23 protein-coding genes are annotated in these 23,110 nt (G+C 72.9%); 15 read left to right on the top strand and 8 right to left on the bottom strand.

The genetic code is table 11. From position 1 onward, the window contains the following. Positions 1-24: 24 nt before the first annotated feature. Together AC6CKD_RS22070 and AC6CKD_RS22065 are read right to left on the bottom strand one after the other, a co-directional pair. Positions 25-873: a siderophore-interacting protein gene (locus AC6CKD_RS22070; RefSeq protein WP_498329210.1), complete on the bottom strand. Its 849-nt coding sequence runs from the start codon at positions 871-873 to the stop codon at positions 25-27. A 61-nt stretch (positions 874-934) separates the two neighbouring features. Continuing rightward, a complete protein-coding gene (locus AC6CKD_RS22065; protein WP_498329346.1) occupies positions 935-1,840 on the bottom strand; it encodes a 5'-3' exonuclease in 906 nt (301 codons plus the stop codon). A gap of 186 nt (positions 1,841-2,026) precedes the next feature. On the opposite strand from AC6CKD_RS22065, the gene AC6CKD_RS22060 reads away from it, so the two are divergent. Continuing rightward, positions 2,027-2,680, top strand: a complete 654-nt coding sequence (locus AC6CKD_RS22060; protein ID WP_498329208.1) for a helix-turn-helix domain-containing protein — start codon at positions 2,027-2,029, stop codon at positions 2,678-2,680. A gap of 5 nt (positions 2,681-2,685) precedes the next feature. Beyond that, positions 2,686-3,423, top strand: coding sequence for a helical backbone metal receptor (locus AC6CKD_RS22055; RefSeq protein ID WP_498329206.1), 738 nt, complete (start codon positions 2,686-2,688; stop codon positions 3,421-3,423). Here AC6CKD_RS22055 and AC6CKD_RS22050 read toward each other — a convergent pair. Then, entirely contained in the window at positions 3,389-4,525 is a 1,137-nt protein-coding gene (locus tag AC6CKD_RS22050; RefSeq protein ID WP_498329205.1) for a TDT family transporter, read from the bottom strand. The genes AC6CKD_RS22055 and AC6CKD_RS22050 overlap by 35 nt on opposite strands. A gap of 70 nt (positions 4,526-4,595) precedes the next feature. On the opposite strand from AC6CKD_RS22050, the gene AC6CKD_RS22045 reads away from it, so the two are divergent. Then, positions 4,596-5,537: a LysR family transcriptional regulator gene (locus tag AC6CKD_RS22045; RefSeq protein ID WP_478687972.1), complete on the top strand. Its 942-nt coding sequence runs from the start codon at positions 4,596-4,598 to the stop codon at positions 5,535-5,537. Positions 5,538-5,728: 191 nt separating this feature from the next. Here the strand turns inward: AC6CKD_RS22045 and AC6CKD_RS22040 are convergent, their stop codons facing one another. The 3 genes from AC6CKD_RS22040 to AC6CKD_RS22030 all read right to left on the bottom strand — a co-directional run bounded on the left by AC6CKD_RS22040 (position 5,729) and on the right by AC6CKD_RS22030 (position 8,858). After that, positions 5,729-6,451: a gamma-glutamyl-gamma-aminobutyrate hydrolase family protein gene (locus tag AC6CKD_RS22040; protein WP_498329203.1), complete on the bottom strand. Its 723-nt coding sequence runs from the start codon at positions 6,449-6,451 to the stop codon at positions 5,729-5,731. A 32-nt stretch (positions 6,452-6,483) separates the two neighbouring features. Continuing rightward, the gene (gene eat, locus AC6CKD_RS22035; protein ID WP_498329202.1) at positions 6,484-7,956 is read right to left on the bottom strand and encodes an ethanolamine permease; all 1,473 of its coding nucleotides are present in this window, start codon (positions 7,954-7,956) and stop codon (positions 6,484-6,486) included. A gap of 155 nt (positions 7,957-8,111) precedes the next feature. Continuing rightward, positions 8,112-8,858, bottom strand: a complete 747-nt coding sequence (locus AC6CKD_RS22030; protein ID WP_498329200.1) for a FadR/GntR family transcriptional regulator — start codon at positions 8,856-8,858, stop codon at positions 8,112-8,114. Positions 8,859-8,935: 77 nt separating this feature from the next. Between AC6CKD_RS22030 and AC6CKD_RS22025 the strand changes: the two genes are divergently transcribed. From AC6CKD_RS22025 to AC6CKD_RS22010, 4 genes are all read left to right on the top strand, one after another. Beyond that, positions 8,936-10,315 carry a glutamine synthetase family protein gene (locus AC6CKD_RS22025; protein WP_498329198.1) on the top strand — a complete coding sequence of 460 codons (1,380 nt, stop codon included), beginning with the start codon at positions 8,936-8,938 and terminating at the stop codon, positions 10,313-10,315. A 109-nt stretch (positions 10,316-10,424) separates the two neighbouring features. Continuing rightward, positions 10,425-11,789 carry an aldehyde dehydrogenase family protein gene (locus AC6CKD_RS22020; protein ID WP_498329196.1) on the top strand — a complete coding sequence of 455 codons (1,365 nt, stop codon included), beginning with the start codon at positions 10,425-10,427 and terminating at the stop codon, positions 11,787-11,789. Positions 11,790-11,794: 5 nt separating this feature from the next. After that, complete coding sequence (locus tag AC6CKD_RS22015; RefSeq protein ID WP_498329195.1) at positions 11,795-12,589, top strand: 3-oxoacyl-ACP reductase; 795 nt, start codon at positions 11,795-11,797, stop codon at positions 12,587-12,589. Between the two features lie 141 nt (positions 12,590-12,730). Then, the gene (locus AC6CKD_RS22010; RefSeq protein ID WP_498329193.1) at positions 12,731-14,023 is read left to right on the top strand and encodes a haloacid dehalogenase-like hydrolase; all 1,293 of its coding nucleotides are present in this window, start codon (positions 12,731-12,733) and stop codon (positions 14,021-14,023) included. 7 nt (positions 14,024-14,030) lie between these two features. On the opposite strand, the gene AC6CKD_RS22005 is transcribed toward AC6CKD_RS22010, so the two are convergent. Beyond that, positions 14,031-15,233 (bottom strand): amino acid deaminase/aldolase, encoded by a 1,203-nt coding sequence (locus AC6CKD_RS22005; protein WP_498329191.1) that lies wholly within the window; start codon positions 15,231-15,233, stop codon positions 14,031-14,033. A 252-nt stretch (positions 15,234-15,485) separates the two neighbouring features. Between AC6CKD_RS22005 and AC6CKD_RS22000 the strand changes: the two genes are divergently transcribed. The 3 genes from AC6CKD_RS22000 to AC6CKD_RS21990 are packed head-to-tail and all read left to right on the top strand — an operon-like array spanning position 15,486 to position 18,268. Then, positions 15,486-16,319, top strand: coding sequence for a hypothetical protein (locus AC6CKD_RS22000; RefSeq protein ID WP_498329190.1), 834 nt, complete (start codon positions 15,486-15,488; stop codon positions 16,317-16,319). Next, complete coding sequence (gene mycP, locus AC6CKD_RS21995; RefSeq protein ID WP_498329188.1) at positions 16,316-17,500, top strand: type VII secretion-associated serine protease mycosin; 1,185 nt, start codon at positions 16,316-16,318, stop codon at positions 17,498-17,500. The genes AC6CKD_RS22000 and mycP overlap by 4 nt, the downstream gene beginning before the upstream one ends. A gap of 30 nt (positions 17,501-17,530) precedes the next feature. After that, on the top strand, positions 17,531-18,268 hold the full coding sequence (locus tag AC6CKD_RS21990; RefSeq protein WP_498329186.1) for an SseB family protein: 738 nt from the start codon (positions 17,531-17,533) through the stop codon (positions 18,266-18,268). 95 nt (positions 18,269-18,363) lie between these two features. On the opposite strand, the gene AC6CKD_RS21985 is transcribed toward AC6CKD_RS21990, so the two are convergent. Next, a complete protein-coding gene (locus AC6CKD_RS21985; RefSeq protein WP_498329185.1) occupies positions 18,364-18,744 on the bottom strand; it encodes a DUF1844 domain-containing protein in 381 nt (126 codons plus the stop codon). A gap of 323 nt (positions 18,745-19,067) precedes the next feature. Between AC6CKD_RS21985 and infC the strand changes: the two genes are divergently transcribed. The 5 genes from infC (at position 19,068) to AC6CKD_RS21960 (ending at position 23,007) form a co-directional block, all read left to right on the top strand. Next, a complete protein-coding gene (infC, locus tag AC6CKD_RS21980; RefSeq protein ID WP_498329344.1) occupies positions 19,068-19,856 on the top strand; it encodes a translation initiation factor IF-3 in 789 nt (262 codons plus the stop codon). Positions 19,857-19,960: 104 nt separating this feature from the next. Then, on the top strand, positions 19,961-20,155 hold the full coding sequence (gene rpmI / locus AC6CKD_RS21975) for a 50S ribosomal protein L35 (protein ID WP_498329183.1): 195 nt from the start codon (positions 19,961-19,963) through the stop codon (positions 20,153-20,155). Between the two features lie 103 nt (positions 20,156-20,258). Next, entirely contained in the window at positions 20,259-20,645 is a 387-nt protein-coding gene (gene rplT, locus AC6CKD_RS21970) for a 50S ribosomal protein L20 (RefSeq protein WP_214948116.1), read from the top strand. Positions 20,646-20,779: 134 nt separating this feature from the next. Then, the gene (locus tag AC6CKD_RS21965; RefSeq protein WP_498329182.1) at positions 20,780-21,640 is read left to right on the top strand and encodes a TrmH family RNA methyltransferase; all 861 of its coding nucleotides are present in this window, start codon (positions 20,780-20,782) and stop codon (positions 21,638-21,640) included. Between the two features lie 2 nt (positions 21,641-21,642). Further along, complete coding sequence (locus AC6CKD_RS21960) at positions 21,643-23,007, top strand: sensor histidine kinase (RefSeq protein WP_498329181.1); 1,365 nt, start codon at positions 21,643-21,645, stop codon at positions 23,005-23,007. Positions 23,008-23,110: the final 103 nt, after the last annotated feature.

Below are 23,110 nucleotides of genomic sequence, written 5' to 3'. Positions count from 1 at the left end.
TCCGGGGAGCCCCTCGCCGACGGGTCAGGACGAGGCGCTGGCCAGGGTGCGTTCCTGCTCGGCTTCGACTTCCGCGTTCCAGTCCCGCTTGATCGCGCGCCAGCCCTCGTCGGTCTCTCCCAGACGCCAGTAGCCCGAGATGGACAGGCGTTCGCGCGGGATGCCGCGGTCGATGCGCAGGTGGCGGCGCAGGGCTCTGACGAAGCCGGCCTCGCCGTGCACGAAAGCGTGTACGTCGGGGGAGGGGAAGGCCATCACCTGGACGGCCTCGGTCAGCGCCTCCCCGACCGGGCGGGAGCCTCGGTGGATCCAGATCGGGACGATGCCGTCGGGGGTGGCGAGGTTCTGCTCGTCGTCCGGGCCCTGGACCTCCACGAGCGCGTGGACCCGCGCCCCGGCGGGCATCCGCTCCATCGCCGCGCCGATCGCGGGCAGGGCGCTCTCGTCGCCGACGAGCAGGTGCCAGCCGGCGCCCGGGTCCGGGGCGTAGGCGCCGCCCGGACCGAGGAAGCGTACGAGTTCACCCGGCTGGACGCGGGCCGCCCAGGGGCCGGCCAGCCCCTCGTCGCCGTGGACCACGAAGTCGAGGGTCAGCTCCAGGCGGGCCGGGTCCCAGGCGCGCACCGTGTACGCGCGCTGGCGCGGCCACTCCTCGCGCGGGTGAACCGCCCGGATCCGGTCCAGGTCCCAGGGGGTGGTGTAGGTGACGCCGGCCGGCGCGAAGAGCAGTTTCACGTAGTGGTCGGTGTATCTGCCCGCACCGAATCCGGCCAGCCCCGCACCGCCCAGCACGATCCGCACCATGTGCGGACCCAACCGCTCGGTCCGCACGACCACCGCGGTGCCGACCTTGCGGGCGCGTCCTTCTGCCACGACGACTCCCTGACTCTCCGACCCTGACTCCGTGAAGCTTAGGATTACCTAAGTTAGCACCTCAGGTGCGCAGTGCGCTGCCCAGACGCTCAACGGCGCCACTCAGGCCCCACCTGTGCGCGAGCGCCGCGACGAGATCCGGCTGGGCGGGAACGGCCGGGAGCGCCGGGTCGAACGGCGGAAGAGGAACGTCCGAAGCGACCTGGACCACCTTCGGGGCAACCGCGAGATAAGGCCTGGATTCGTCCAGCCGCTTGCGCTGGGCGGGGGTCAGCTTCGACGTCGGGTCCTCGATCGCCGCGATGATCCCGGCCAGGTCCCCGTAGGCGTCCAGGAGCTTCGCCGCGGTCTTCTCGCCGATGCCCGGTACGCCCGGCAGGCCGTCGCTCGGATCTCCGCGCAGCAGCGCCAGGTCCGCGTAGCCGGGGCCGTCCACCCCGTACTTCTCGCGGAGCCAGGCCTCGTCGGTCACCTGGAGGGAGCCCACGCCCTTCAGCGGGTACAGGACCCGGCGCTGCTTGGCGTCGTCGACCAGCTGGTACAGGTCGCGGTCGCCCGTGACGATGTCCACCGGGCCGGTGGCGCGGCCGGTCAGGGTGCCGATCACGTCGTCGGCCTCGTACCCGGCGACCCCCACCCGGGCGATGCCGAAGGCGTCCAGGGCCGCCTCGATGATCGGGACCTGCGGGGCCAGGGTGTCCGGGGTCTCCTCGACGTCCGGACCGCTCGGCGTCTCCTGCGCGACCCGGTGGGCCTTGTAGGAGGGGATGAGTTCCACCCGCCAGTGGGGGCGCCAGTCGGCGTCCATGCAGGCCACCAGGTCGTCGGGCCGGTGGTCCTGCACGAGGCGGCCGATGAAGTCGAGCAGGCCGCGGACGGCGTTGACCGGAGTGCCGTCGGGGGCCTTCACGGATTCCGGCACGCCGAAGTACGCGCGGTAGTAGAGGGAAGCGGTGTCCAGGAGCATCAGGCGTCGTGTCGTCGTCACGGTCACGATGATGCACTGGGGGCAAACGGAAAGTGGCGCGGGTACGGCCTCCTCCGCTCTTGGGCGCGAAACCGGAGCCGGTTGCTGCGTAAGGTGCTTACAGCACACCGACGTGCGATGTGCGATGGACCGGACCACCCGGAACAAGGGGAGGGCAGCCCCGCCATGGACGACAGGGACGGCACCGACGGCAGGAACGGACGCGAAGTGACGACCGGCGCGGACGACAAGGACCGGGATCGGGACAAGGATTCCAAGGAACCGCTCCGGGTGGGCGTGGCCGTGCGCAAGAGGCGCCGGGCCCTGCACCTGACCCTCGCCGCCGTGTCCGCGCGCAGCGGACTGTCGGTTCCCTTCCTGAGCCAGATAGAGAACGAGCGGGCCCGGCCCAGCATGCGGTCCCTGGAGCGGGTCGCCGACGCGCTGGAGACCACGGCCGTCGAACTGCTGGCCGCGTCCGACACCGCGCGCACCGTGGACCTCGTACGGGCCGGCGACGAGTCGGGGCTGACCCCCGTCCCCGGCGTACGGCCCCTGGTGCGCGGGCACCACCAGTTGCACGCGCTGGAGTTCACCGGGGACCAGGACGCGGGCCGCGAGTACCAGCACCGCAACGACGAGCTGATGTACGTGGTCGCGGGCGCCTGCCAGGTGGAGGCCGAGGGGCGGGCGTACCGGCTGGAGAACGGCGACGCGCTGTTCCTGTCCGGCGGGGTGCGCCACCGCTGGCGGGCCGTCACCGAGGACACCCGGATCCTGATCGTCGCGGTCGGCGAGCACATCCACGCGACCTCCGAACCGCCCTCGCCGGGACACTGACCGGCATGCGGGTCGTCTCGCTGGTGCCGTCCCTGACCGAGGCGGTGGCCGTGAGCGCGCCCGGGGCGCTGGCCGGGGTGACCGACTGGTGCACGCACCCCGCCGGTCTGCGGGACGTGGCGCGCGTCGGGGGGACGAAGAACCCCGACGTACGGGCGATCTCGGAGCTGCGCCCGGACCTGGTCCTCGCCAACGAGGAGGAGAACCGGGCTCCGGACCTGGCGGCGCTGCGGGCGGCCGGCCTGGAGGTCCTGGTCACCGAGGTACGGGACCTCCCGCAGGCGTTCTCCGAACTGGACCGGGTGCTGGTGGGGGCCATGGGGCTGGAGCGGCCCCGGTGGCTGGCGGACGCGGAGGCCGCGTGGGCCCGCGCCGAGCCGGCCGGGCAAGCGCGGACGGCCTTCGTGCCAGTCTGGCGGCGGCCCTGGATGGTGCTGGGCCGAGACACCTTCGCCGGGGACCTGCTGGCCCGTCTCGGCGTGCGCAACGCCTACGCCGGGCACGCGGAGCGGTACCCGAGGATCCCGGCGGCCGAGCTGGCCGCCGCCGGCTGCGAGCTCGTGGTCTTCCCGGACGAGCCGTACCGCTTCACCGCCGGGGACGGGCCCGAGGCCTTCCCCGGTATCCCGGCCGCGTTCGTCGACGGCCGCCACCTGACCTGGTACGGCCCTTCGCTGGCCGAGGCCCCGGCGGTGCTGGGGGCTGCGCTTAGCGGGGCGCGGCCAGCAGGCGGCCGGAGGTGAGGCCGCGCAGGGTGTTCGCGGCGGCCAGGAGCCAGGCGGTCAGCAGGGCCAGGAAGAGGGCCGCGGCCAGCCAGGAGAAGGCGGTGAGGCCGGTGTGCCGGGCCAGTCCGGCGGCGCCGGTGACACAGGTGCCGACGGGGAAGGTCAGCGCCCACCAGGTCATGGCGAACCCCATGCCGTTCCGGGCGGCCCGCAGCAGCATCGCCGCGGCCAGAGCCAGCCACAGCAGGGCGAATCCCATCACGGGGACCCCGTAGACGACCGCGAAGGCGGAGAAGCCGCCGGAGTAGGGGCCGGCCATCGACTGGGGAGCCATGTCCGCGAGGGAGTTCACCGCGGTGGTGGACTGGCCGAGGGGGCCCAGGACCAGGAACAGGGTGGGGGTGAGGGCCAGGGGGAGGGGGCCGCTGACGATCAGGCGGCCGAAGATCAGGGGGAGCAGCAGCAGGGTGGCGAGCAGGCTGAGGCCGAACATCGCGTAGCAGCCGAGCAGCATGGCCTCGCGGGCCTGGCCGGCGGGCAGATGGGGGATGAGCAGGGGCCCGAGCGCGGCGGAGACCATGGGGGCGACCACGGGGAGCAGCCAGACGGGGGTGGCCTGGTGGGCCTCGACCTTGTGGCGGACCACCATCAGGTAGGGGACGGTGACGGCCGCGAGGAGGCCTATCGCGGTGCCGGCGGTGAACAGGACCGTGTCCACGGCGACGGCGGCGGGGACGCCGATGAGGTCCTTGCCGACGATGAGGGTGCCGCCGCCGACGGCCAGCAGGGCCATCGACAGGCAGCCGTAGAAGGGGGCCACGGCGGGGTCCAGGAGGTGGGCGCGGGCCTGGTCGCGGTGGTGGAGCCAGTGGCCGGCCCGGGCGGTCAGCAGGACCGCGAGGGCGGCGGCGGCCAGCACCCAGAAGATCAGGCAGACCACGCGCTGGCCGGGGAGCTGGTACGGGAGGGTCGCGCCGGCATTGGCGATGATCGCCGTGCCCATGACGGAGGCGTACCAGTTGGGGCCGAGGTGCCGCAGGGAGGGAGCCTTGTGGTGTCCCGTGCGGAGGGCTGCGGTCCCGGGGGTGACGGGACGGGGGTGTACGAGGGTGGTGGCCATGGGTCCAGCGTCCCGCCGGGCGGCAACGGACGGCAGAGGGTCTCTTCCTATGAGGGCATAAAGTGAAGTTATGGGGAATGGGTACGGAAATGAGGACTGGACCGAGGGGCAGCTCCCGCTGGCGCACCGGGTCCCGGACCTGGGCGCCATGGAACTGCTGCTCGCGGTCGCGCGCGTGGGCAGTCTCAGCGCCGCCGCGCGCCGGCTCGGGATCACCCAGCCCGCCGCCAGCAGCCGGATCCGGGCGATGGAGACCCGGCTCGGTGTCGCGCTCGTGGACCGCTCCCCGCGCGGGTCGACGCTGACCGCGGAAGGCGCGCTGGTCACGGACTGGGCCCGGCGGGTGGTGGAGGCGGCCGAGGCCTTCGACGCGGGCGCGCAGGCGCTACGGGGCCGCCGCGACTCCCGGCTGCGGGTCGCGGCCAGCATGACCATCGCGGAGTACCTGCTGCCCGGCTGGCTGATCGCGCTGCGCGGGCAGCGTCCCGACACGGCGGTGTCGCTGCACGCGGGGAACTCGGCGGTGGTGGCGGAGCGGGTGCTGGCGCACGAGGCGGACCTCGGGTTCGTGGAGGGCCTGAGGGTGCCGGAGGGACTGGACTCGGTGGTCATCGCGCAGGACCGCCTCGTGGTGGCGGTGGCTCCCGGGCACCCGTGGGCGCGGCGCTCGCGCGGGGTGGAGCCGGCGGAGCTGGCGGCGACCCCGCTGATCCTGCGGGAACGGGGGTCGGGGACCCGGCAGGTCCTGGACGCGGCGCTGGCCGGGTGCGGGGGGCTGGCGGAGCCGCTGCTGGAACTGGCCTCCACCACGGCGGTGAAGGCGGCGGCGGTGAGCGGGGCCGGGCCGTGCGTGCTGTCGGAACTGGCGGTCGGGGACGAGTTGGCGGGGCGGCGGCTGGTGTGCGTGCCGGTGCTCGGGGCGGGGCTGGAGCGGGAGCTGCGGGCGGTGTGGCCGGCGGGGGCGCGGCCGGCGGGGCCCGCGCGGGACCTGCTGTCGCTGACCCGGCGCTGAGCCCGGTGGCGGCCCTGCGGGGCGGAGTCCCCTACCCGCCCTTCCTCCGTTCCCAGGGCGCTGCCCTGACCCGGTCCTCAAACGCCGGACGGGCTGGGGAGGGGTACCGGGCTGCGCCCGGACCCCCTGGGGCTCCGCCCCAGACCCCGGTCCTCAAGCGCCGGACGGCTGGAATGGCCTGGGCCCGGTCCTCAAGCGCCGGAGGGCTGGAATGGCCTGGATCCGGTCCTCTCGGATGCCGCTGTGATCAGGGCCGACATCACGCGGGTGTCCTTGTCCAGTTCCGGGTGCCATTGGACGCCCAGGGTCCAGGGGGCGGGGGCGGGGAGTTCGATGGACTCCACCGTGCCGTCGGTGGCGTGGGAGGAGGCGATCAGGCCCCGGCCCAGACGGTCGACGGCCTGGTGGTGGTAGGTCGGGACGTCCGAGTCCTCCGGGACCAGCGCCGCGTACAGCGTGCCGGGGACCGGGCGGACCGGGTGCCAGGAGACCACGCCCGGGCTCGCCACGTGGCCGTCGATGTGCTGGGTCAGGGTGCCGCCCAGGGCCACGTTCAGCGCCTGCATGCCGCGGCAGATGCCGAGCAGGGGCGTGTGGGAGGCCAGCGCGGCGGAGATCAGGGAGAGCTCCCACGCGTCGCGCTGGGCGGCCGCCGGTCCGGTACGGGGATCGCGCGGGGCGCCGTACCGGGCCGGGTCCATGTCCGGGCCGCCCGCGACGATCAGGCCGTCCAGCCGGCGGAGCACCTCCGCCGCCGCCTCCGGTTCGTCCGGCGGGAGCAGGACGGCGGTGCCGCCCGAGGCCTGGACGAGCTCGTAGTACCCGGTGGGGATGAGGGCGGTCGGGACGTCCCACACCCCGTAGCGGGTGGATCGCTCGACGTAGGTGGTGATGCCGATGAGCGGCCTGGGCACGGGGGATACCTCCGGAGGACGGCGGGCGGGGATCAGTCGCGGGAGAGTTCGGCCTCGGCTTCCGCCAGCGCCGCGAACTCCTCCTCCGGCGCGGAGGCGACCAGGCGGTGCCGACTGTAGAACGCGAAGTAGGCGAGGGCGACCGCGTACACGGCCAGGGCGATGAACGCCGCGTCCTTGTCCACCAGGAAGGTGGCGACCAGGGCGGAGAGGGCGAGGACGAAGGCCACCGTGGAGGTCGCGATGCCTCCCGGGGTGCGGTACGGGCGTTCCAGGCCGGGCTCGCGGCGCCGGAGCACGATGTGGGAGAGGGCCATCAGCGCGTAGGAGATGGTCGCCCCGAACACCGCCATGTTCAGCATGCGCGGGCCGTTGCCGGTGGCGGCGGCCAGCGCGAAGCCGATGGCGCCGGGGATGAGCAGGCCCAGGTAGGGGGCCTTGCGCTTCGAGGTCAGGGAGAGGAAGCGGGGCAGGTAGCCCGCCCGGGAGAGGGCGAACAGCTGGCGGGAGCCGGCGTAGATGAGGGAGAAGAAGGAGGCCACCAGGCCGGCCAGACCCGCGTAGTTGACGAACGTCTTCAGCCAGGAGAGGCCGGGGTCGCCCTCCAGGGCGACGACCAGCGGGTTGCCCGCGTCCTTGAGGGCGTCGGCGCCGCGCGCACCGGTCGAGGCGAGGAAGGTGACCAGGGCGAGCAGGACCAGGATGCCCATGGAGATCGACAGGGCGCGCGGTACGGACCGGACCGGGTCCTTGGCCTCTTCTGCGGCCAGCGGCACGCCCTCGACGCCGAGGAAGAACCACATGCCGAAGGGGAAGGCGGCCCAGATCCCGAGGATGCCCAGCGGAAGCCAGGAGCTCGCGCCGGCGGCGGTGGTGTCGACCGCGATGTTGTCGAGGTTGGCGGGGTCGAACTGGGTGAACGCGCCGACGGCGAAGACGACCAGCGCGATCACGGCGATGGCGGTGACGACGAGCGAGAAGCTCAGGGCCTCGCCCACGCCCCACAGGTGGATGCCGATGAAGACGACGAAGCAGGCGAGGTAGACCGGCCAGCCCGAGGTGAGGCCGAAGAGGTTGAGGGACTCCACGTAGTCGCCGATGAAGATGGCGATGGCGGCCGGGGCGAGGATGTATTCGATGAGGATCGCGGTGCCGGTGAGGAAGCCGCCCCAGGTGCCGAGCGCCCGGCGGGCGAACCCGTAGCCGCCGCCTGCGGTGGGCAGGATCGCCGACAGTTCGGCGAGGGAGTAGACGAGGCAGGCGTACATGACGCCCATCAGGACGGTGGCGATGGCGAGGCCGCCGAAACCGCCCTGGGCGAGGCCGATGTTCCAGCCGGAGAAATCGCCGGAGACCACGTACGCGACGCCGAGACCGGTCAGCAGCAGCCAGCCGGCGCTGCCGCGGCGCAGGGTGCGGCGCTCCAGGTAGCCGTCGGTGCCGTTCTCGGGCGACTGGGTGGGTTCGGGCACGGCTGCCAGCCGTGCGCCGGTGTCGTCGGCCATGTGCGCTCCTGCCTAGGGCAATGGTTGTGGGGCGTACCTTTGCCGCTCGGGCGTGGCGGGCGCAAGACCCCTGCGTTAAACAGGGGTTACGAATGCCTCTCGGTCCGGATCGGCCGGATCGGCCGGATCGACCGGATCGGCCGGAACGGTTCCGATCAGGTCAGGAACCCCCGCAGCAGCGCGGCCGTGCCGCAGCAGTGCTCGCGCATCACCTCGCGCGCCGCCTCCGGGTCCCGCTCCAGCACCGCCTCCACCAGCGCGCTGTGCTGCTGCTGCGAGTGCTCCAGGTTGCGCACCAGCAGCGGGATGCAGTCCAGCAGGTCGTTCACGGTGGCGCGGACCGCCGCGTACTGGGCCGTCAGGGTGGCGGATCCGGCGAGTTCGCACAGCGTGAGGTGGAAGAGCGTGTCCTGGCGGCGGTAGTCGGGCAGCGGGGCGTCGTGGGTGGCGGTCAGCGCGCCGAGCAGCCGGTCGGTGTCCCGCTCCGACAGTCCCTGGGAGGCGCACAGGCCGGCCGCCCCCACCTCCAGGACCTCGCGGAAGCGCAGCACGTCCTCGATGTCCACGCCCGCGACCCGGCGCCGCAGCTCCTCCTCGGTGCCCCCGGCCGGCGTGTCGGGGCGGGACAGCACAAACGTTCCGCCGTACCGTCCGCGCCGGGCCTCCACCAGGCCCTGGTCCTGGAGCACCTTCAGCACCTCGCGGAGCGTCACCCGGCTGATCCCCATCCGCTCGGCCAACTCGCGCTCCGGCGGCAGTCGTTCCCCGCCCGGTACCAGTCCGAGCCGGACCACCTGGAGGATCTGCTCCAGCGCCTCCTCGAAACCGTTGCCCGCCCGCACCTGTCGCAGTACGGGATTGAGCCGGGCGACCGCGTCGCCTTCGCTCGCCGTATCGGTCATGTGGGCTCCTCCCCTTCCCAAGCAATGGTTCTATTCAATACCTTAGGCCCTCTCGGCTCACCGAAGGAGAGAATCCCGTGGTAGACCGCAAGCCGCCGCTTTCGCCCGAGGAGCTCCGTGCTCTCGTCGCCAGCGGTGAAATCGACACAGTGGTCCTGGGCTTCCCCGACATGCAGGGGCGCCTCCAGGGCAAGCGGTTCGCCGCACAGTTCTTCCTCGACGACGTCCTCCAGCACGGCACCGAGGGCTGCAACTACCTCCTCGCCGTCGATACGGAGATGAACACCGTCGACGGGTACGAGATGTCCTCCTGGGACCGGGGCTACGGCGACTTCGCCATGCACCCCGACCTCGCCACCCTGCGCCGGATCCCCTGGAACCCGGGCAGCGCCTTCCTCCTCGCCGACCTCGCCTGGAACGACGGCTCGCCCGTGGTCGCCGCGCCCCGGCAGATCCTGCGCCGCCAGCTCGACCGCCTCGGCGAACACGGCTACACCGCGATGGTGGGCACCGAGCTGGAGTTCATGGTCTTCCTCGACACCTACGAGCAGGCCTGGAACTCCGACTACCGCGGCCTGACCCCCGCCAACCAGTACAACACCGACTACTCCCTCCTCGGGACCGGCCGCGTCGAACCCCTGCTGCGCCGCATCCGCAACGAGATGCAGGCCGCAGGCCTGGTCGTGGAGTCGGCCAAGGGCGAGTGCAACCTCGGCCAGCACGAGATCGTCTTCCGCTACGACGAGGCGCTGACCACCTGTGACCAGCACTCCGTCTACAAGACGGGGGCCAAGGAGATCGCCGCCCAGGAGGGCGTCTCGCTCACCTTCATGGCCAAGTTCGACGAGCGCGAGGGCAACTCCTGTCACATCCACCTCTCGCTCAACGATGCCGACGGACGCAGCGCGATGGCCGGCGAGGGCCCGGACGCGGCCGATCACGGCGGTATGTCACCCGTGATGCGCCACTTCCTGGCCGGCCAGCTCGCCGCGCTGCGCGACTTCTCCCTTCTCTACGCCCCCAACATCAACTCGTACAAGCGTTTCCAGCCGGGATCCTTCGCGCCGACCGCCGTCGCCTGGGGCGTGGACAACCGGACCTGCGCACTCCGCGTGGTCGGCCACGGCCGCTCCATGCGCTTCGAGAACCGCCTGCCCGGCGGCGACGTCAACCCGTACCTCGCGGTCGCCGGCCTGGTCGCGGCCGGGATCTACGGCATCGAGAACCGCCTGGAGCTGCCCGAGCCCTGCGCCGGCAACGCCTACACCGCCGACTTCGCGCACGTCCCCACCACCTTGCGCGAGGCCGCCGAGCTCTGGGAGAACAGCGAGATCGCCAAGGCCGCCTTCGGCCCGGAGGTCGTCGCCCACTACCGGAACATGGCCCGCGTCGAGCTGGACGCGTACGACTCCGCCGTGACCGACTGGGAACTGCGCCGCTCCTTCGAACGCCTCTAGGGGGCGTCGTGCCGAGCGGGCCGGAGCTGTCCCGGCATCCGCCGCCCTGCCGCACCGCATTACCGGACCCACCGCACCCACCGCACCCGAACGTCTGAAAGGCCACCACGTGTCCGATGCGCTGGAAGTCTTGAATCCGGCCACCGAGGAACTCGTCGCCGTCGTCCCGGCCGCCACACGGGACGACGTCGACGCCGCCGTCGCACGGGCCACCGCCGCCCAGCGGGCCTGGGCGGCGGCCGCGCCCGCCGACCGGGCCAGGCTGCTGCGCCGCTTCGCCGCCGTCGTCGACGGGCACACGGAGGAGCTGGCGCTGCTGGAGGTCCGGGAGGCGGGCCACACCATCGGCAACGCCCGCTGGGAGGCCGGCAACGTCCGTGACGTGCTCGACTTCGCCGCCGGGGGAGTGGAACGGCTCTCCGGCCGCCAGATCCCCGTCGCCGGAGGCATCGACGTCACGTTCCTCGAACCGCTCGGCGTCATCGGCGTGATCGCGCCGTGGAACTTCCCCATGCCGATCGCCGCCTGGGGCCTGGCCCCCGCGCTGGCCGCCGGCAACGCGGTCATCCTCAAGCCCGCCGAGACCACCCCGCTCACCGCGCTGCGCCTCGCCGAGCTCGCCCTGGAGGCCGGACTCCCCGAGCACCTCTTCCAGGTGCTGCCCGGCCGGGGCGAGGTCGCGGGCGACGCCCTCGTCGAGCACCCGGGGGTGGCCAAGATCGTGTTCACCGGCTCCACCCGGATCGGCAAGCGGATCATGGCCAAGTGCGCCGACCGGGTGAAGCGCCTCACCCTCGAACTCGGCGGCAAGAACCCCAACATCGTCTTCGCCGACGCGGACCTGGAGGCGGCGGCGGCCTCGGCCCCCATGTCCTTCCTGGACAACACCGGACAGGACTGCTGCGCCCGCACGCGGATCCTCGTACAGCGCTCCGCGTACGACCGGTTCATGGAGCTGCTCGCCCCCGCCGTCGAGAAGGTGGTCGTCGGAGACCCGTACGACGAGAACACGCAGATGGGGCCGCTGATCTCGCGGGTCCAACTGGACCGCGTACGGTCCTACGTCACCGGTGACCTCGACGTCGTCCGGGGCACCGCCCCCGAAGGCCCCGGCTTCTGGTACCCCCCGACCCTGGTCACCGGCGTCGACCCCACCGCCGCCGTGGCCACCGAAGAAGTCTTCGGACCGGTCGCCGTCGTCCTGCCCTTCGAGGACGAGGAGGACGCCGTACGCCTGGCCAACGCCACCGACTACGGCCTCGCAGGCTCCCTGTGGACCCGCGACGTGGGCCGCGCGCTGCGCGTCTCGCGCGCCGTCGCCGCTGGCAACCTGTCGGTCAACTCCCACAGCAGCGTCCGCTACTGGACCCCCTTCGGCGGCTACAAGCAGTCCGGACTCGGGCGCGAGCTCGGACCCGACTCCCTCACCGCATTCACCGAGACCAAGAACGTCTTCATCAGCACGGAGGCCTGAAGAGCATGAGCATCGAGCGCACCGAAGAGATCGTCTGCCGCCGCCTGGTCGGCCGTACCGCCGTCATCACCGGAGCCGGCAGCGGCATCGGCCTCGCCACCGCCCGACGGCTCGCCTCCGAAGGCGCCAACGTCGTCTGCGGGGACATCGACGAGACCGCGGGCAAGGCCGCCGCCGAGGAGGTCGGCGGCACCTTCGTCAAGGTCGACGTCACCAGCCCGGAGGAGGTCGAGGCCCTGTTCAAGACGGCCTTCGACACCTACGGCTCCGTGGACATCGCCTTCAACAACGCCGGCATCTCGCCCCCGGACGACGACTCGATCCTCACCACGGGCCTGGAGGCCTGGAAGCGGGTCCAGGACGTCAACCTCACCTCCGTCTACCTCTGCTGCAAGGCCGCCCTGCCCTACATGCAGCGCCAGGGCCGGGGCTCGATCATCAACACCGCCTCCTTCGTGGCCCGGATGGGCGCCGCCACCTCGCAGATCTCCTACACCGCCTCCAAGGGCGGCGTGCTGGCCATGTCGCGCGAGCTCGGCGTGCAGTTCGCCCGCGAGGGCATCCGCGTCAACGCGCTCTGCCCCGGGCCCGTCAACACCCCGCTCCTGCAGGAGCTGTTCGCCAAGGACCCGGAGCGGGCCGCCCGCCGGATCGTGCACATCCCGCTGGGCCGGTTCGCCGAGCCCACCGAGATCGCCGCAGCCGTCGCCTTCCTCGCGAGCGACGACTCCTCCTTCATCAACGCCACCGACTTCCTGGTCGACGGCGGCATCTCCGGCGCGTACGTCACCCCCCTGTAGGCCCCGGCAGGCCCGCGCGGCCCGCCGGGCCGAGGGTCACCCGGACCGCACCTCCCCGACAGCCGGGCGTCGCAAGACGCCCGGCTGTCGTGCTCCACCGTCCGAGACGATCTTGTGGAAGAACCAGGAGAACTCATCTCAGTGACCGGATTCCGTTCCGTACGGCGGCTCCAGGCCGTCGGCGCCGCCGCCGCGATAGCCGCCGGCACCCTCGTGGCCGCCGCACCCGCCGCCCAGGCGGCCCGCGCCCACTGCACCACCCCGCAGCTCGAGGCCGACTGGCACGGGGACAACCGGGCCCGGCTCCAGCGGCTCATCGACGACTACGGGACGTGCGACCCGTACCGGCCGAACCGGAACAAGCCCGTCGCGGTCTTCGACTGGGACAACACCGTCGTCAAGAACGACGTGGGCGACGCCCAGATGTTCTGGCTGCTGCGCAACGGCAAGATCCGCCAGCCCGCCGGGGGCGACTGGACCGGCACCAGCCGCCACCTCACCCCGGCCGCCGCCCAGGCCCTGGCCGAGGCCTGCGGCGCCCTCGCGAAGCCCGGCGCCCCGCTGCCCACCGGCACCCCGGAGGGCGCCGGCTGCGCCGACGAGATCAACGCCGTCTACGGCACCGCCGCCACCCGGGCGGCCGCCCCCGCCTTCGCCGGCTGGGACCGCCGTACGTTCGAGCCCACCTACGCCTGGCTGCCGCAGCTCATGCAGGGCTGGACCGCGCGCGAGATCCGCGGCTTCACGGCCGCCGCGCGGGCCGAGAACCTGGCCGCCCCGGTCGACGCCCAGCAACGGGTCGGCACCACCACCGCCACTGGCTGGGTGCGCTACTACGACCAGCAGAAGGAACTCATCGGCGCGCTGCGGAAGGCCGGCTTCGACGTCTGGATCAGCTCGGCCTCGCCGCAGCCGGTCGTCGAGGTGTGGGCCGAGGGCGTGGGCATCGACGCCGGGCACGTCATCGGCATCCGCAACACCACCACGTACGGCGGGAAGTTCACCTCCCACCTACAGGGCTGCGGGTCCGTCGCGGACGGCGCCGACACGATGATCTCGTACATCGACGGCAAGCGCTGCTGGATCAACAAGGAGGTCTTCGGGGTCCGCGGCGCCGCGGCCGAGAAGGTCCGGCCCGCTGCCCGCCGCCAGGTGTTCGCCGCGGGCGACTCCGACACCGACATCTCGTTCCTGCGGGACGCGACCGTGCTGCGGCTCGCCGTCAACCGCAACAAGAACGAGCTGATGTGCCGCGCCTACGACAACAGCGACGGCAAGTGGATCGTGAACCCGATGTTCATCCAGCCCAAGAAGCGGAAGGCCGCGCCGTACCCCTGCGCGACCACCGGCTTCACCGGCCGCGACGGCACCCCGGGGCCCGTGCTCCGGGATGACGCCGGCGTCATCCCGGACCAGACGGACTCCGTCTTCTGAGGCGCTCTCAGAGGAAGGTGCGGCCCTCGCCCCGGTAGGTCGGGGCGGAGGCCGTCACCCGGTCGCCCTGGACCAGGTGCAAGGTGTCGAAGCGCTCGCACAGTTCACCGGCCTTCGCGTGCCGGAACCAGACCCGGTCGCCGATCAGCAGATCGTCGGCCGGGCTGCCGAGCAGCGGGGTCTGCACCTCGCCGGCCCCCTCCTGGGGGTCGTAGCGCAGCCCCTCGGGGAGGTACGGAACCGGCAGCCGGTCCGCGCCGGGCGCGCCGGAGGCCGGGTACCCGCCGCCGAGCACCGTGACCACCCCGACCCCCGGCCGGCGGACCACCGGCTGGGCGAAGAGGGCCGCCGGACGGCCGCTGAACGAGGTGTAGTTGTCGAACAACCGCGGCACGTACAGCCCCGAGCCGGCGGCGATCTCCGTGACCGCGTCCTCGGCGGCGGTCTGCTGGACGCTTCCGGTGCCGCCGCCGTTGACGAACTCCAGGTCCGGGACCACCGCGCGCACGGCCCGTACGGCCTCGGCCCGGCGGGCGGCCAGCTCCCTGCGGGCCGCGCCCTGCATCAGCCGGATGGCGCGCGACCTCAGCGGACGCCCCGCGAGCGCGTCGCCGACCCCGGCCACGTGGCCCTCGTAGCCCATCAGCCCGACCACCCGGAAGCCCGGCCGGGCGCTCACCGCGCGGGCCAGCTCGGCCAGCTGGGCGGGCTCGCGCAGCGGGGAGCGGCGTGCGCCGACGCGCACCCTGCCGCCGAACAGCTGCAGGGCGGTGTCCAGTTCCAGGCAGACCCGGATCTCCTGGGTGCCGCCGTCGCGGGCCCGGTCCACGAGCTCCAGCTGCGCGGGGTCGTCGACCATCACCGTGACCGCGCCGGCCAGCTTCGGATCGGCGGCGAGCTCGGCGAAGCCGGCCCGGTCGGCGGACGGGTAGGCGAGGAGCACGTCCTCGAAGCCCGAGCGGGCCAGCCAGATCGACTCGGCGAGGGTGTAGGACATGATCCCGGCGAACCCGGGCCGCGCGAGGACCCGTTCGAGCAGCGCACGGCACCGTACGGACTTGCTCGCCACCCGGACCGGCTTCCCGCCGGCGCGACGCACGAGGTCGTCGGCGTTCGCGTCGAACGCGTCCAGGTCCACGAGGGCGAGCGGAGCGTCGAGATGGGCGGTGGCCCGGTCGTAACGGGCCCGGTCGGCGGCGGGGGAGTTCATGGGCGGCAGCCTGCCAGATGGGTGTACTCGTGGGTAGGGGGTTCACGGAGGCCGCGGGACGCCCGGCCAGGTCAGCGGCCCGGGAGGGTGCGGCGGTCACCTCTCGGTCGCGGGCACCGGATGCCCCTTCGGGCTGTCGGGACGGTAGTGCGAACGTGTTTGCCGCCGCTCCTCCCCGGCCGACGTTCAGCCGCTGACGGGCGCGTAAAGTAGGGGCAGGCAGCCGACGGGAACGGGGGGCTGAGCCGCCGGATGAGTACGTCCACACCGCACGGCGGGGTCCTGACCGCGCCCGACCGGGCCCCGGTGCCGCCACGACGGCGCCCGGGAACGGTCCTCGCCGCCGCCCTGTGCGGCCTCCTCGGCCTCGGTCTCACCGGTGCGGCCGGCTACAAGGCCGTCTCCGACCACCAGGCCACGCACCGGCCGCTGTCCGCCGACGCCGCCTACCGCAAGGCCGCGTCCCTCTGGCACAGCACCCCCGTCGACACCCTGTTCCCGCTCGTCCTGGACGGGCAGGGCGCCGGGCCGGGCGGCGCCGACCGCACGTGGACCCGGATCACCCCCGCCGCCGACGCCGACTGCCCCGACGCGCTCGCCGCCGACTGGCGGTCCCTGTTCGCCGCGACCGGGTGCACCCGCGTGCTCCGCGCCACCTACACCGACGCAACCCGCAGTTCCCTGGTCACCGTCGGCATGGTCTTCACCCCCGCCGAGGCCGCCGCCATGGACGCCCTGCGCGGCCGGCTGACGACCGCCCCGACCGGCTACGGGTTCCCCGACAACCGGCGCGCCGCGTGGAAGACGCTGGTGCTCGCCGAGGCCCCGGTGGTCGTCTACGCCGTCTCCGCCTTCGCCGACGGCCGCCGCCTCGGTGCCCCCAGCCCCGCCGAGGAGAAGATGGCCGCGGACGCCAGGGGGCGCGTGGCCAAGGCGGGCCTCGGCCACGAGGCCAAGGCCGTCGCCGAGCTGATGGAAGGCACCCTGCGCAGCCTCGCGACCGCCCCGGCCGAGCCGGCCGAGCCGGGCGGGCCGGCCCCGCGGACCTCACCGGCCCCGACGGCGACCCCGGAGGCTTCCCGATGACCCGCCGCGCCCCGTTCCCGGCGGCCCTCGCCCTCGGAGCCCTGTTCGTCGTCACCGCCGCGCCGCCGGCCGCCGCCGACGCCATCCGCGACCGCCAGTGGGGGCTGACGGCCCTGCGCGCCGAAGAGGCCTGGGGCACGACCCGGGGCGACGGGGTCACCGTGGCCGTCCTCGACACCGGAGTGGACCCGACCCACCCCGACCTGGCCGGCCAGGTCCTGGAGGGCGCCGACCTCGTCGGCATGGGCGCCCGGCGCGGCGACCGCGCCTGGGCCCGCCACGGCACCGCCATGGCCGGGATCATCGCCGGGCACGGCCACGGCTCCCTCGGCCTCAAGGGAGTCCTCGGCATCGCCCCCCAGGCGAAGATCCTCCCGGTCCGGGTGATCCTGGAAGAGGGCGACCCCGGCCGGGACAAGGCCCGCGACAACAAGGGCGGCGTGCTCGCCGAGGGCATCCGCTGGGCCGCCGACCACGGCGCCGACGTGATCAACCTCTCGCTCGGCGACGACAGCAGCTCCGCCCACCACGAGGCCGCCGAGGACGAGGCCGTCCAGTACGCCCTCGGCAAGGGCGTGGTCGTCGTCGCCTCCGCGGGCAACGGCGGCGAGGAGGGGGACCGCATCTCGTACCCGGCCGCCTACCCCGGGGTCATCGCCGTCACGGCCGTCGACCGCAAGAACAAGAAGGCGTCCTTCTCCACCCGCAACTGGTACGCCACCGTCAGCGCCCCGGGCGTCGGCGTGGTCATCGCCGACCCCAACCGCTCCTACTACGACGGGTGGGGCACCAGCGCCGCCTCCGCCTTCGTCTCCGGCGCGGTCGCCCTGGTCAAGGCCGCCCACCCCGACCTGTCACCGGCGCAGATCAAGAACCTGCTGGAGGACACCGCCTCGGGCTCCCCGCCCGGCGGCCGCGACGACTCCCGCGGCTTCGGCCTGGTGGACCCGGTCGCCGCCCTCCAGGCCGCCGACGGGCTGGCCCCCGAACCGGTGCTGCCCCCGCCCGTCCCGGCCGGGAGCCCCTACTTCGGCGCCGGCCCCGACCCGGTGCGCGACCCCGGGTTCTGGGCCCGCTTCGGAGCTCCGGCGGGCGTGGCCGCGGGGCTGGCGCTGCTCGCGGCGTCCGGCCTGCTGGCCCGCCGGCCCCGGGCCGGACGGCGGGATCCCGACGCGGGATAGGCTCGGGGAACTGTGGCGAACAAAGCTGAGTTGAACAAAAACATCCCGGACCCCGGTTTCTCCGGCGACGACGGCTCCGCCGACCCCCGGCTGAGCGCGGCCCTGGCCGCCTGGGCCGAGGACAGAGCCAAGGAGCCGGAGGTGCTGGCGGCCCTCAAGGACGCCCGCCTGCTGGTTCCCGTCGTCGCGGTCCTCGGCGAGGTCGAAACCGACCCCGAGACCGGACTCACGCGCGAGAAGACCAGCGACATGGCCGTCCCCACCCTGCGGGCGGGGGACCGGCGGGCGCTGCCCGCCTTCACGTCCATCGCCTCGCTGGCCCGGTGGGACCCGGCCGCCCGGCCGGTGGCGGTGCCGCTGCACCAGGCGCTGGCCGCCGCCGCGCACGAGAAGGCCGACACCCTCGTCCTCGACCTGTCCGGACCGGTCCCGTACCAGCTGGCGGGTCCCGCGCTGATCGCGCTCGCCGAAGGCCGTACGGACGCCGGCCCGCTCGCCGACCCCGCGGTGCGCGAGGCCGTACGGGCCGTCGTGGCCGCCGAGCCGGCCGTACTAGGCGCCCACCTGGGCCCGGGCGGCGCGGACGCCGACGGGACCCTGGCGATCGTGCTGGCGGCCGGTCCGCAGGCAGCGGCGGCGGCCCGCCGGGTGGCCGAGGCCCTGGCGGCCGACGAGACCCTGCGCGCACGCCTCGTGGGCGGACTGGACCTGGCCCTGCTCCCGGAGGGGGCCCCGGCCCCGCCGGGCGAGCCGCTCTTCACGCGCTGACCCTGGAAAACGGCGAAGGGCGCCCCCCGGCCTCGGGAGGCGCCCTTCGCGTGCTGTTCCCGCCGACGGTCTCCCGCCGGTCCCGGGTCCCGGAGCTACGCGTACACGGGACCCGTGAACTTCTCGCCCGGGCCCTGCCCCGGCTCGTCCTGCACCAGCGAGGCCTCGCGGAAGGCGAGCTGGAGGGACTTCAGGCCGTCGCGCAGCGGGGCGGCGTGGAAGGAGCTGATCTCGGTGGCGCTCGCGGTGACCAGGCCGGCCAGGGCGGTGATCAGCTTGCGGGCCTCGTCGAGGTCCTTGTACTCGGAGTCCGGCTTGTCCAGGCCGAGGTTGACCGCCGCCGCGCTGAGCAGGTGGACGGCCACCGTGGTGATGACCTCGACGGCCGGCACGTCCGCGATGTCGCGGGTCAGGTCGTCGTAGTCCGGAGAAGCCGGGGATGCGGAGGGGGAACCGGAGGGCGTCGCGTCAGTCATGTGCCCCACGATATGCCGTGCGGCGGGCTTGCAACGCGGGTGCTAGTATGTACTTCGACCGGCCGGACACTTATGTGCCCGGCCACAAGTGGAGGCTCCGATTCTCCCACCCAGCCACCCTCACGGGAGGCGGGTCACCGGTCAGGTGGTATCCATCGTTCCGTACGGACGATGGAAAGCTGCCCGATTTTGCGCCCCGCGGTTCGCACGCGACGGTGCTCCGGTTGTATTGGAGCCCCCGCCTGTGCCCGGCGGGGCTTTTTTCATTCTCCGCCGCGGTCGGTCTGACGGAAATAACGTCAGCGGCTGTCCTCCAGGCAGCCGTGTGGTGCTACCGAGGAGGATCCATCAGCACCGAGCCCCGCATCAACGACCGGATTCGCGTTCCCGAGGTACGACTCGTCGGCCCGAGTGGCGAGCAGGTCGGCATCGTGCCGCTTGCCAAGGCGCTTGAGCTCGCGCAGGAGTACGACCTCGACCTGGTCGAGGTCGCGGCGTCCGCACGCCCGCCGGTCTGCAAGCTCATGGACTACGGCAAGTTCAAGTACGAGTCGGCCATGAAGGCCCGTGAGGCGCGCAAGAACCAGGCGCACACGGTCATCAAGGAAATGAAGCTCCGGCCGAAGATCGACCCGCACGACTATGACACCAAGAAGGGTCACGTCGTTCGGTTCCTCAAGCAGGGCGACAAGGTCAAGATCACGATCATGTTCCGCGGTCGCGAGCAGTCCAGGCCGGAACTCGGCTACCGACTGCTGCAGCGTCTGGCTTCGGACGTCGAGGACCTCGGGTTCATCGAGTCGAACCCGAAGCAGGACGGCCGAAACATGATCATGGTTCTCGGTCCGCACAAGAAGAAGACCGAGGCGATGGCCGAAGCCCGCGAGGCGCAGGCCGCCCGCAAGGCCGAGCGCCAGGGTGTTGCGGTCAGCGACGAGAGTGGTGACGAGGCCCTGGCCGCCGACGCCGCGCTCGAGGCGGAGAACGCCGCACTCGAAGCCGAGGACGTGGACGCCGAGGACGCTTCCGACGAAGCGACCGACGCGGCCGACGCGGCCGAGGCCGGCACCGACGAGGCAGCCGCCTCGGACGAGGCCTCTGCCCAGGCCTGATTCCGAGGCAGCCCGCCTCGGATCACCGATACAACATGACGCTCCCGTGAGCCGGCCCCCACCAGGGCCGGTGGGGGCGCCACCGACGAGGAGATAACGGCGCCATGCCGAAGAACAAGACGCACTCCGGGACCAAGAAGCGCTTCAAGATCACCGGCTCCGGCAAGGTGCTCCGCGAGCGCGCCGGCAAGCGCCACCTGCTCGAGCACAAGTCGTCCCGTGTCACCCGCCGCCTGTCCGGCACCGCGGAGATGGCCCCCGGCGACGCCGCGAAGATCAAGAAGCTTCTCGGCAAGTGACGTTCTCCGCTCCCCTTCCGGGAGCGGGAGCACGTCAAGACCGGGACCCCATCGAATTCGGGCCGCGTGAAGTCATCCACGGCCCCGCTACAAGGAGTACAAAGTGGCACGCGTCAAGCGGGCAGTAAACGCGCACAAGAAGCGCCGGGCAATCCTCGAGGCGGCCAAGGGCTACCGCGGTCAGCGTTCGCGCCTGTACCGCAAGGCCAAGGAGCAGGTCACCCACTCCCTGGTCTACAACTTCAACGACCGCAAGAAGCGCAAGGGCGACTTCCGTCGGCTCTGGATCCAGCGCATCAACGCGGCTGCCCGTCAGAACGGCATGACGTACAACCGCCTCATCCAGGGTCTGAACGCCGCCAACATCGAGGTGGACCGCAAGATCCTCGCCGAGCTGGCCGTCAACGACGCCAACGCGTTCGCCGCGCTGGTCGAGGTCGCGCAGAAGGCCCTCCCGGCCGACGTCAACGCCCCGAAGGTCGCTGCCTGAGCAGCACGCCCTCAAGGCTGCAGTACCTTGCCCGGACCCGCAGGCCTCGCGCCTGCGGGTCCGGTGCGTTGACCCACCATTTCCTTCGATTCAGGGCAGCCACCCGCTGTACGTACGGAAGCGAGCCGACCGCCATGGGCACCCCCGCCGAGCTGATCTCCCCCCGGTCCACCCGGGTGGCCGCCGCCAGGCGCCTGGCGCGACGCAATTTCCGCACCAAGGACCGCCGCTTCATCGCCGAGGGCCCGCAGGCCGTGCGCGAGGCCGTGGAGCACCGCGGCGCCGGCGGCGAGTCCACGCTGATCGAACTGTTCGTGACGGTGGAGGCCGCCGAGCGCTACGCCGACATCGTCGACGCCGCGCACACCGCCGGAGCCCGCGTCCACTACGCCTCCGACGAGGTGCTCGCGGAGGTGTCCCAGACCGTCACGCCGCAGGGCCTGGTCGGCGTCTGCCACTTCCTCGACTCGCCGTTCGAGGAGATCCTCAAGGCCCGGCCCAAGCTCGTCGCCGTGCTCGCGCACGTCCGCGACCCCGGCAACGCCGGTACGGTGCTGCGCTGCGCGGACGCCGCCGGAGCCGACGCCGTCGTCCTGACCGACGCCTCCGTGGACCTGTACAACCCCAAGTCGGTACGGGCCTCCGTGGGCTCCCTCTTCCACCTCCCGGTGGCCGTCGGCGTGCCCGTCGAGCAGGCCGTCGCGGGGCTGCGCGCGGCCGGCGTGCGGATCCTCGCCGCCGACGGGGCCGGCGCGGACGACCTCGACGCCGAGCTGGACGCGGGCACCATGGGCACCCCGTCGGCCTGGATCTTCGGCAACGAGGCCTGGGGCCTGCCCGAGGAGACCAGGGCGCTCGCCGACGCCGTCGTACGGGTCCCGATCCACGGAAAGGCCGAGAGCCTGAACCTCGCCACGGCCGCCGCGGTGTGCCTGTACGCCTCCGCGCGTGCACAGCGGGCGCCCGGAGGGTGCCGCTCCGTGACCCCCAGCTAGTAATGTGGCGGCCCGGGGAGCCCACTGTGCCCCTCGGAGATGTGGGGTACGGGGACATGACCGTCGGTACGAACAGCTCGCCAGGTGCCGCCCGGGCGGCCGGCGAACCGGTCCTGGCGACCGTGTCCCAGCTGGCCGCGGCCGTCGCCCGGGTGCCCGTGCAGCAGCCCCAGGGCGCCTCCGCCCCGCCCCCGCAGGCCGGGCCCGCGCCCGCGGGCCCCGTAGGGCCCGCCGTTCCGGGTGCGGCACGGGACCCGTCGGGGACTTCGGACGGGGACGGCGAGTACGGCGGGCATGCCGCGCTCGGGATCGACCCCGACGACCTGCCCGACGGGCTGGTGATCGCCGACGCCTCCGGCCGGGTCATCTGTTTCAACTCCGCCGCCGCCCGGATCACGGCCCTCGTGGCGGACGAGGCCCTGGGCCTCGGGATCGAGCGCGCACTCCCGCTGGAGGACCTCGAAGGCCGCCGCTGGTGGGCGCTGACCGACCCCTACGGAGGCCTCGCCACCCGGCGCGGACAGCCCGAGCGCAACCTGCTGCTCCCCGGCGGCCGCGAGGTGCTCGTCTCCGCCCGGTACGTGCGCACCCACCCCAAGGGCCCGGTGCGCCGGCTCGTGATCACCCTGCGGGGCACCGAGGCCCGGCGGCGCACCGAGCGCAGCCACGCCGAGCTGATCGCCACCGTCGCGCACGAGCTGCGCTCCCCGCTCACCTCGGTGAAGGGGTTCACGGCGACCCTGCTCGCCAAGTGGGAGCGGTTCACCGACGACCAGAAGCGGTTGATGCTGGAGACCGTCGACGCCGACGCGAACCGCGTCACCCGGCTCATCGCCGAGCTCCTGGACATCTCCCGCATCGACTCGGGCCGCCTGGAGGTGCGCCGTCAGCCGGTCGACATCTGCACCGCCGTGGGCCGCCACGTCCAGGCGCTCACCGCGAACGGGCAGGCTCCGGAGCGGTTCCTGGTCAGTGTGAGCCGGCCGCTGCCCGATTGTTGGGCGGATCCGGACAAAATTGACCAGATCCTCGGCAACCTGCTCGAAAATGCGGTGCGACACGGTGAGGGAACCGTCACCATCGACGTGACGCCGACCAGCTTCGCGAACGCCGCGGGGAAGACCGAGAAGGGAACCGCCGTCACCGTGACCGATGAAGGCCCTGGTATCCCCGAGGAGTCGATGGGCCGCGTCTTCACCCGTTTCTGGCGGGGGAGCAAGCGCGGCGGCACCGGCCTGGGCCTCTACATCGTCAAGGGCATCGTGGAAGCCCACGGCGGCACCATCAAGGTCGGCCGCGGCCCCGGCGGCGGCGCCGAGTTCCGATTTGTCCTGCCCGTCGCCGCCCCGGCGTACCTCACGCAGTAGCCCTGCGGAGCGTCTCGCCAGGCGGCCCACGGGCCCCTTCACCCCCAGCGACCTTTAGACTCGACCTTTGGCACCTTTGTGTCCTAGTGCCGAGCGCGTCCTG

Source organism: Streptomyces sp. GQ60 (assembly GCF_059758875.1).
The sequence above is the reverse complement of the archived record's forward strand: the minus strand, read 5'-3'. Positions and strand labels throughout refer to the sequence as shown.

What these genes read in the sequence shown, in the direction of transcription:
- AC6CKD_RS22050 (WP_498329205.1), bottom strand. Translation starts at nt 4,525, where the DNA reads ATGGCCACCACCCTCGTACACCCCCGTCCCGTCACCCCCGGGACCGCA.
- mycP (WP_498329188.1), top strand. Translation starts at nt 16,316, where the DNA reads ATGACCCGCCGCGCCCCGTTCCCGGCGGCCCTCGCCCTCGGAGCCCTG.
- AC6CKD_RS22005 (WP_498329191.1), bottom strand. Translation starts at nt 15,233, where the DNA reads ATGAACTCCCCCGCCGCCGACCGGGCCCGTTACGACCGGGCCACCGCC.
- AC6CKD_RS22060 (WP_498329208.1), top strand. Translation starts at nt 2,027, where the DNA reads ATGGACGACAGGGACGGCACCGACGGCAGGAACGGACGCGAAGTGACG.
- AC6CKD_RS22030 (WP_498329200.1), bottom strand. Translation starts at nt 8,858, where the DNA reads ATGACCGATACGGCGAGCGAAGGCGACGCGGTCGCCCGGCTCAATCCC.
- rpmI (WP_498329183.1), top strand. Translation starts at nt 19,961, where the DNA reads ATGCCGAAGAACAAGACGCACTCCGGGACCAAGAAGCGCTTCAAGATC.
- AC6CKD_RS22065 (WP_498329346.1), bottom strand. Translation starts at nt 1,840, where the DNA reads ATGCTCCTGGACACCGCTTCCCTCTACTACCGCGCGTACTTCGGCGTG.
- eat (WP_498329202.1), bottom strand. Translation starts at nt 7,956, where the DNA reads ATGGCCGACGACACCGGCGCACGGCTGGCAGCCGTGCCCGAACCCACC.
- AC6CKD_RS22015 (WP_498329195.1), top strand. Translation starts at nt 11,795, where the DNA reads ATGAGCATCGAGCGCACCGAAGAGATCGTCTGCCGCCGCCTGGTCGGC.
- AC6CKD_RS22055 (WP_498329206.1), top strand. Translation starts at nt 2,686, where the DNA reads ATGCGGGTCGTCTCGCTGGTGCCGTCCCTGACCGAGGCGGTGGCCGTG.
- AC6CKD_RS21960 (WP_498329181.1), top strand. Translation starts at nt 21,643, where the DNA reads ATGTGGCGGCCCGGGGAGCCCACTGTGCCCCTCGGAGATGTGGGGTAC.
- AC6CKD_RS22000 (WP_498329190.1), top strand. Translation starts at nt 15,486, where the DNA reads ATGAGTACGTCCACACCGCACGGCGGGGTCCTGACCGCGCCCGACCGG.
- AC6CKD_RS21985 (WP_498329185.1), bottom strand. Translation starts at nt 18,744, where the DNA reads ATGACTGACGCGACGCCCTCCGGTTCCCCCTCCGCATCCCCGGCTTCT.
- AC6CKD_RS21965 (WP_498329182.1), top strand. Translation starts at nt 20,780, where the DNA reads ATGGGCACCCCCGCCGAGCTGATCTCCCCCCGGTCCACCCGGGTGGCC.
- AC6CKD_RS22045 (WP_478687972.1), top strand. Translation starts at nt 4,596, where the DNA reads ATGGGGAATGGGTACGGAAATGAGGACTGGACCGAGGGGCAGCTCCCG.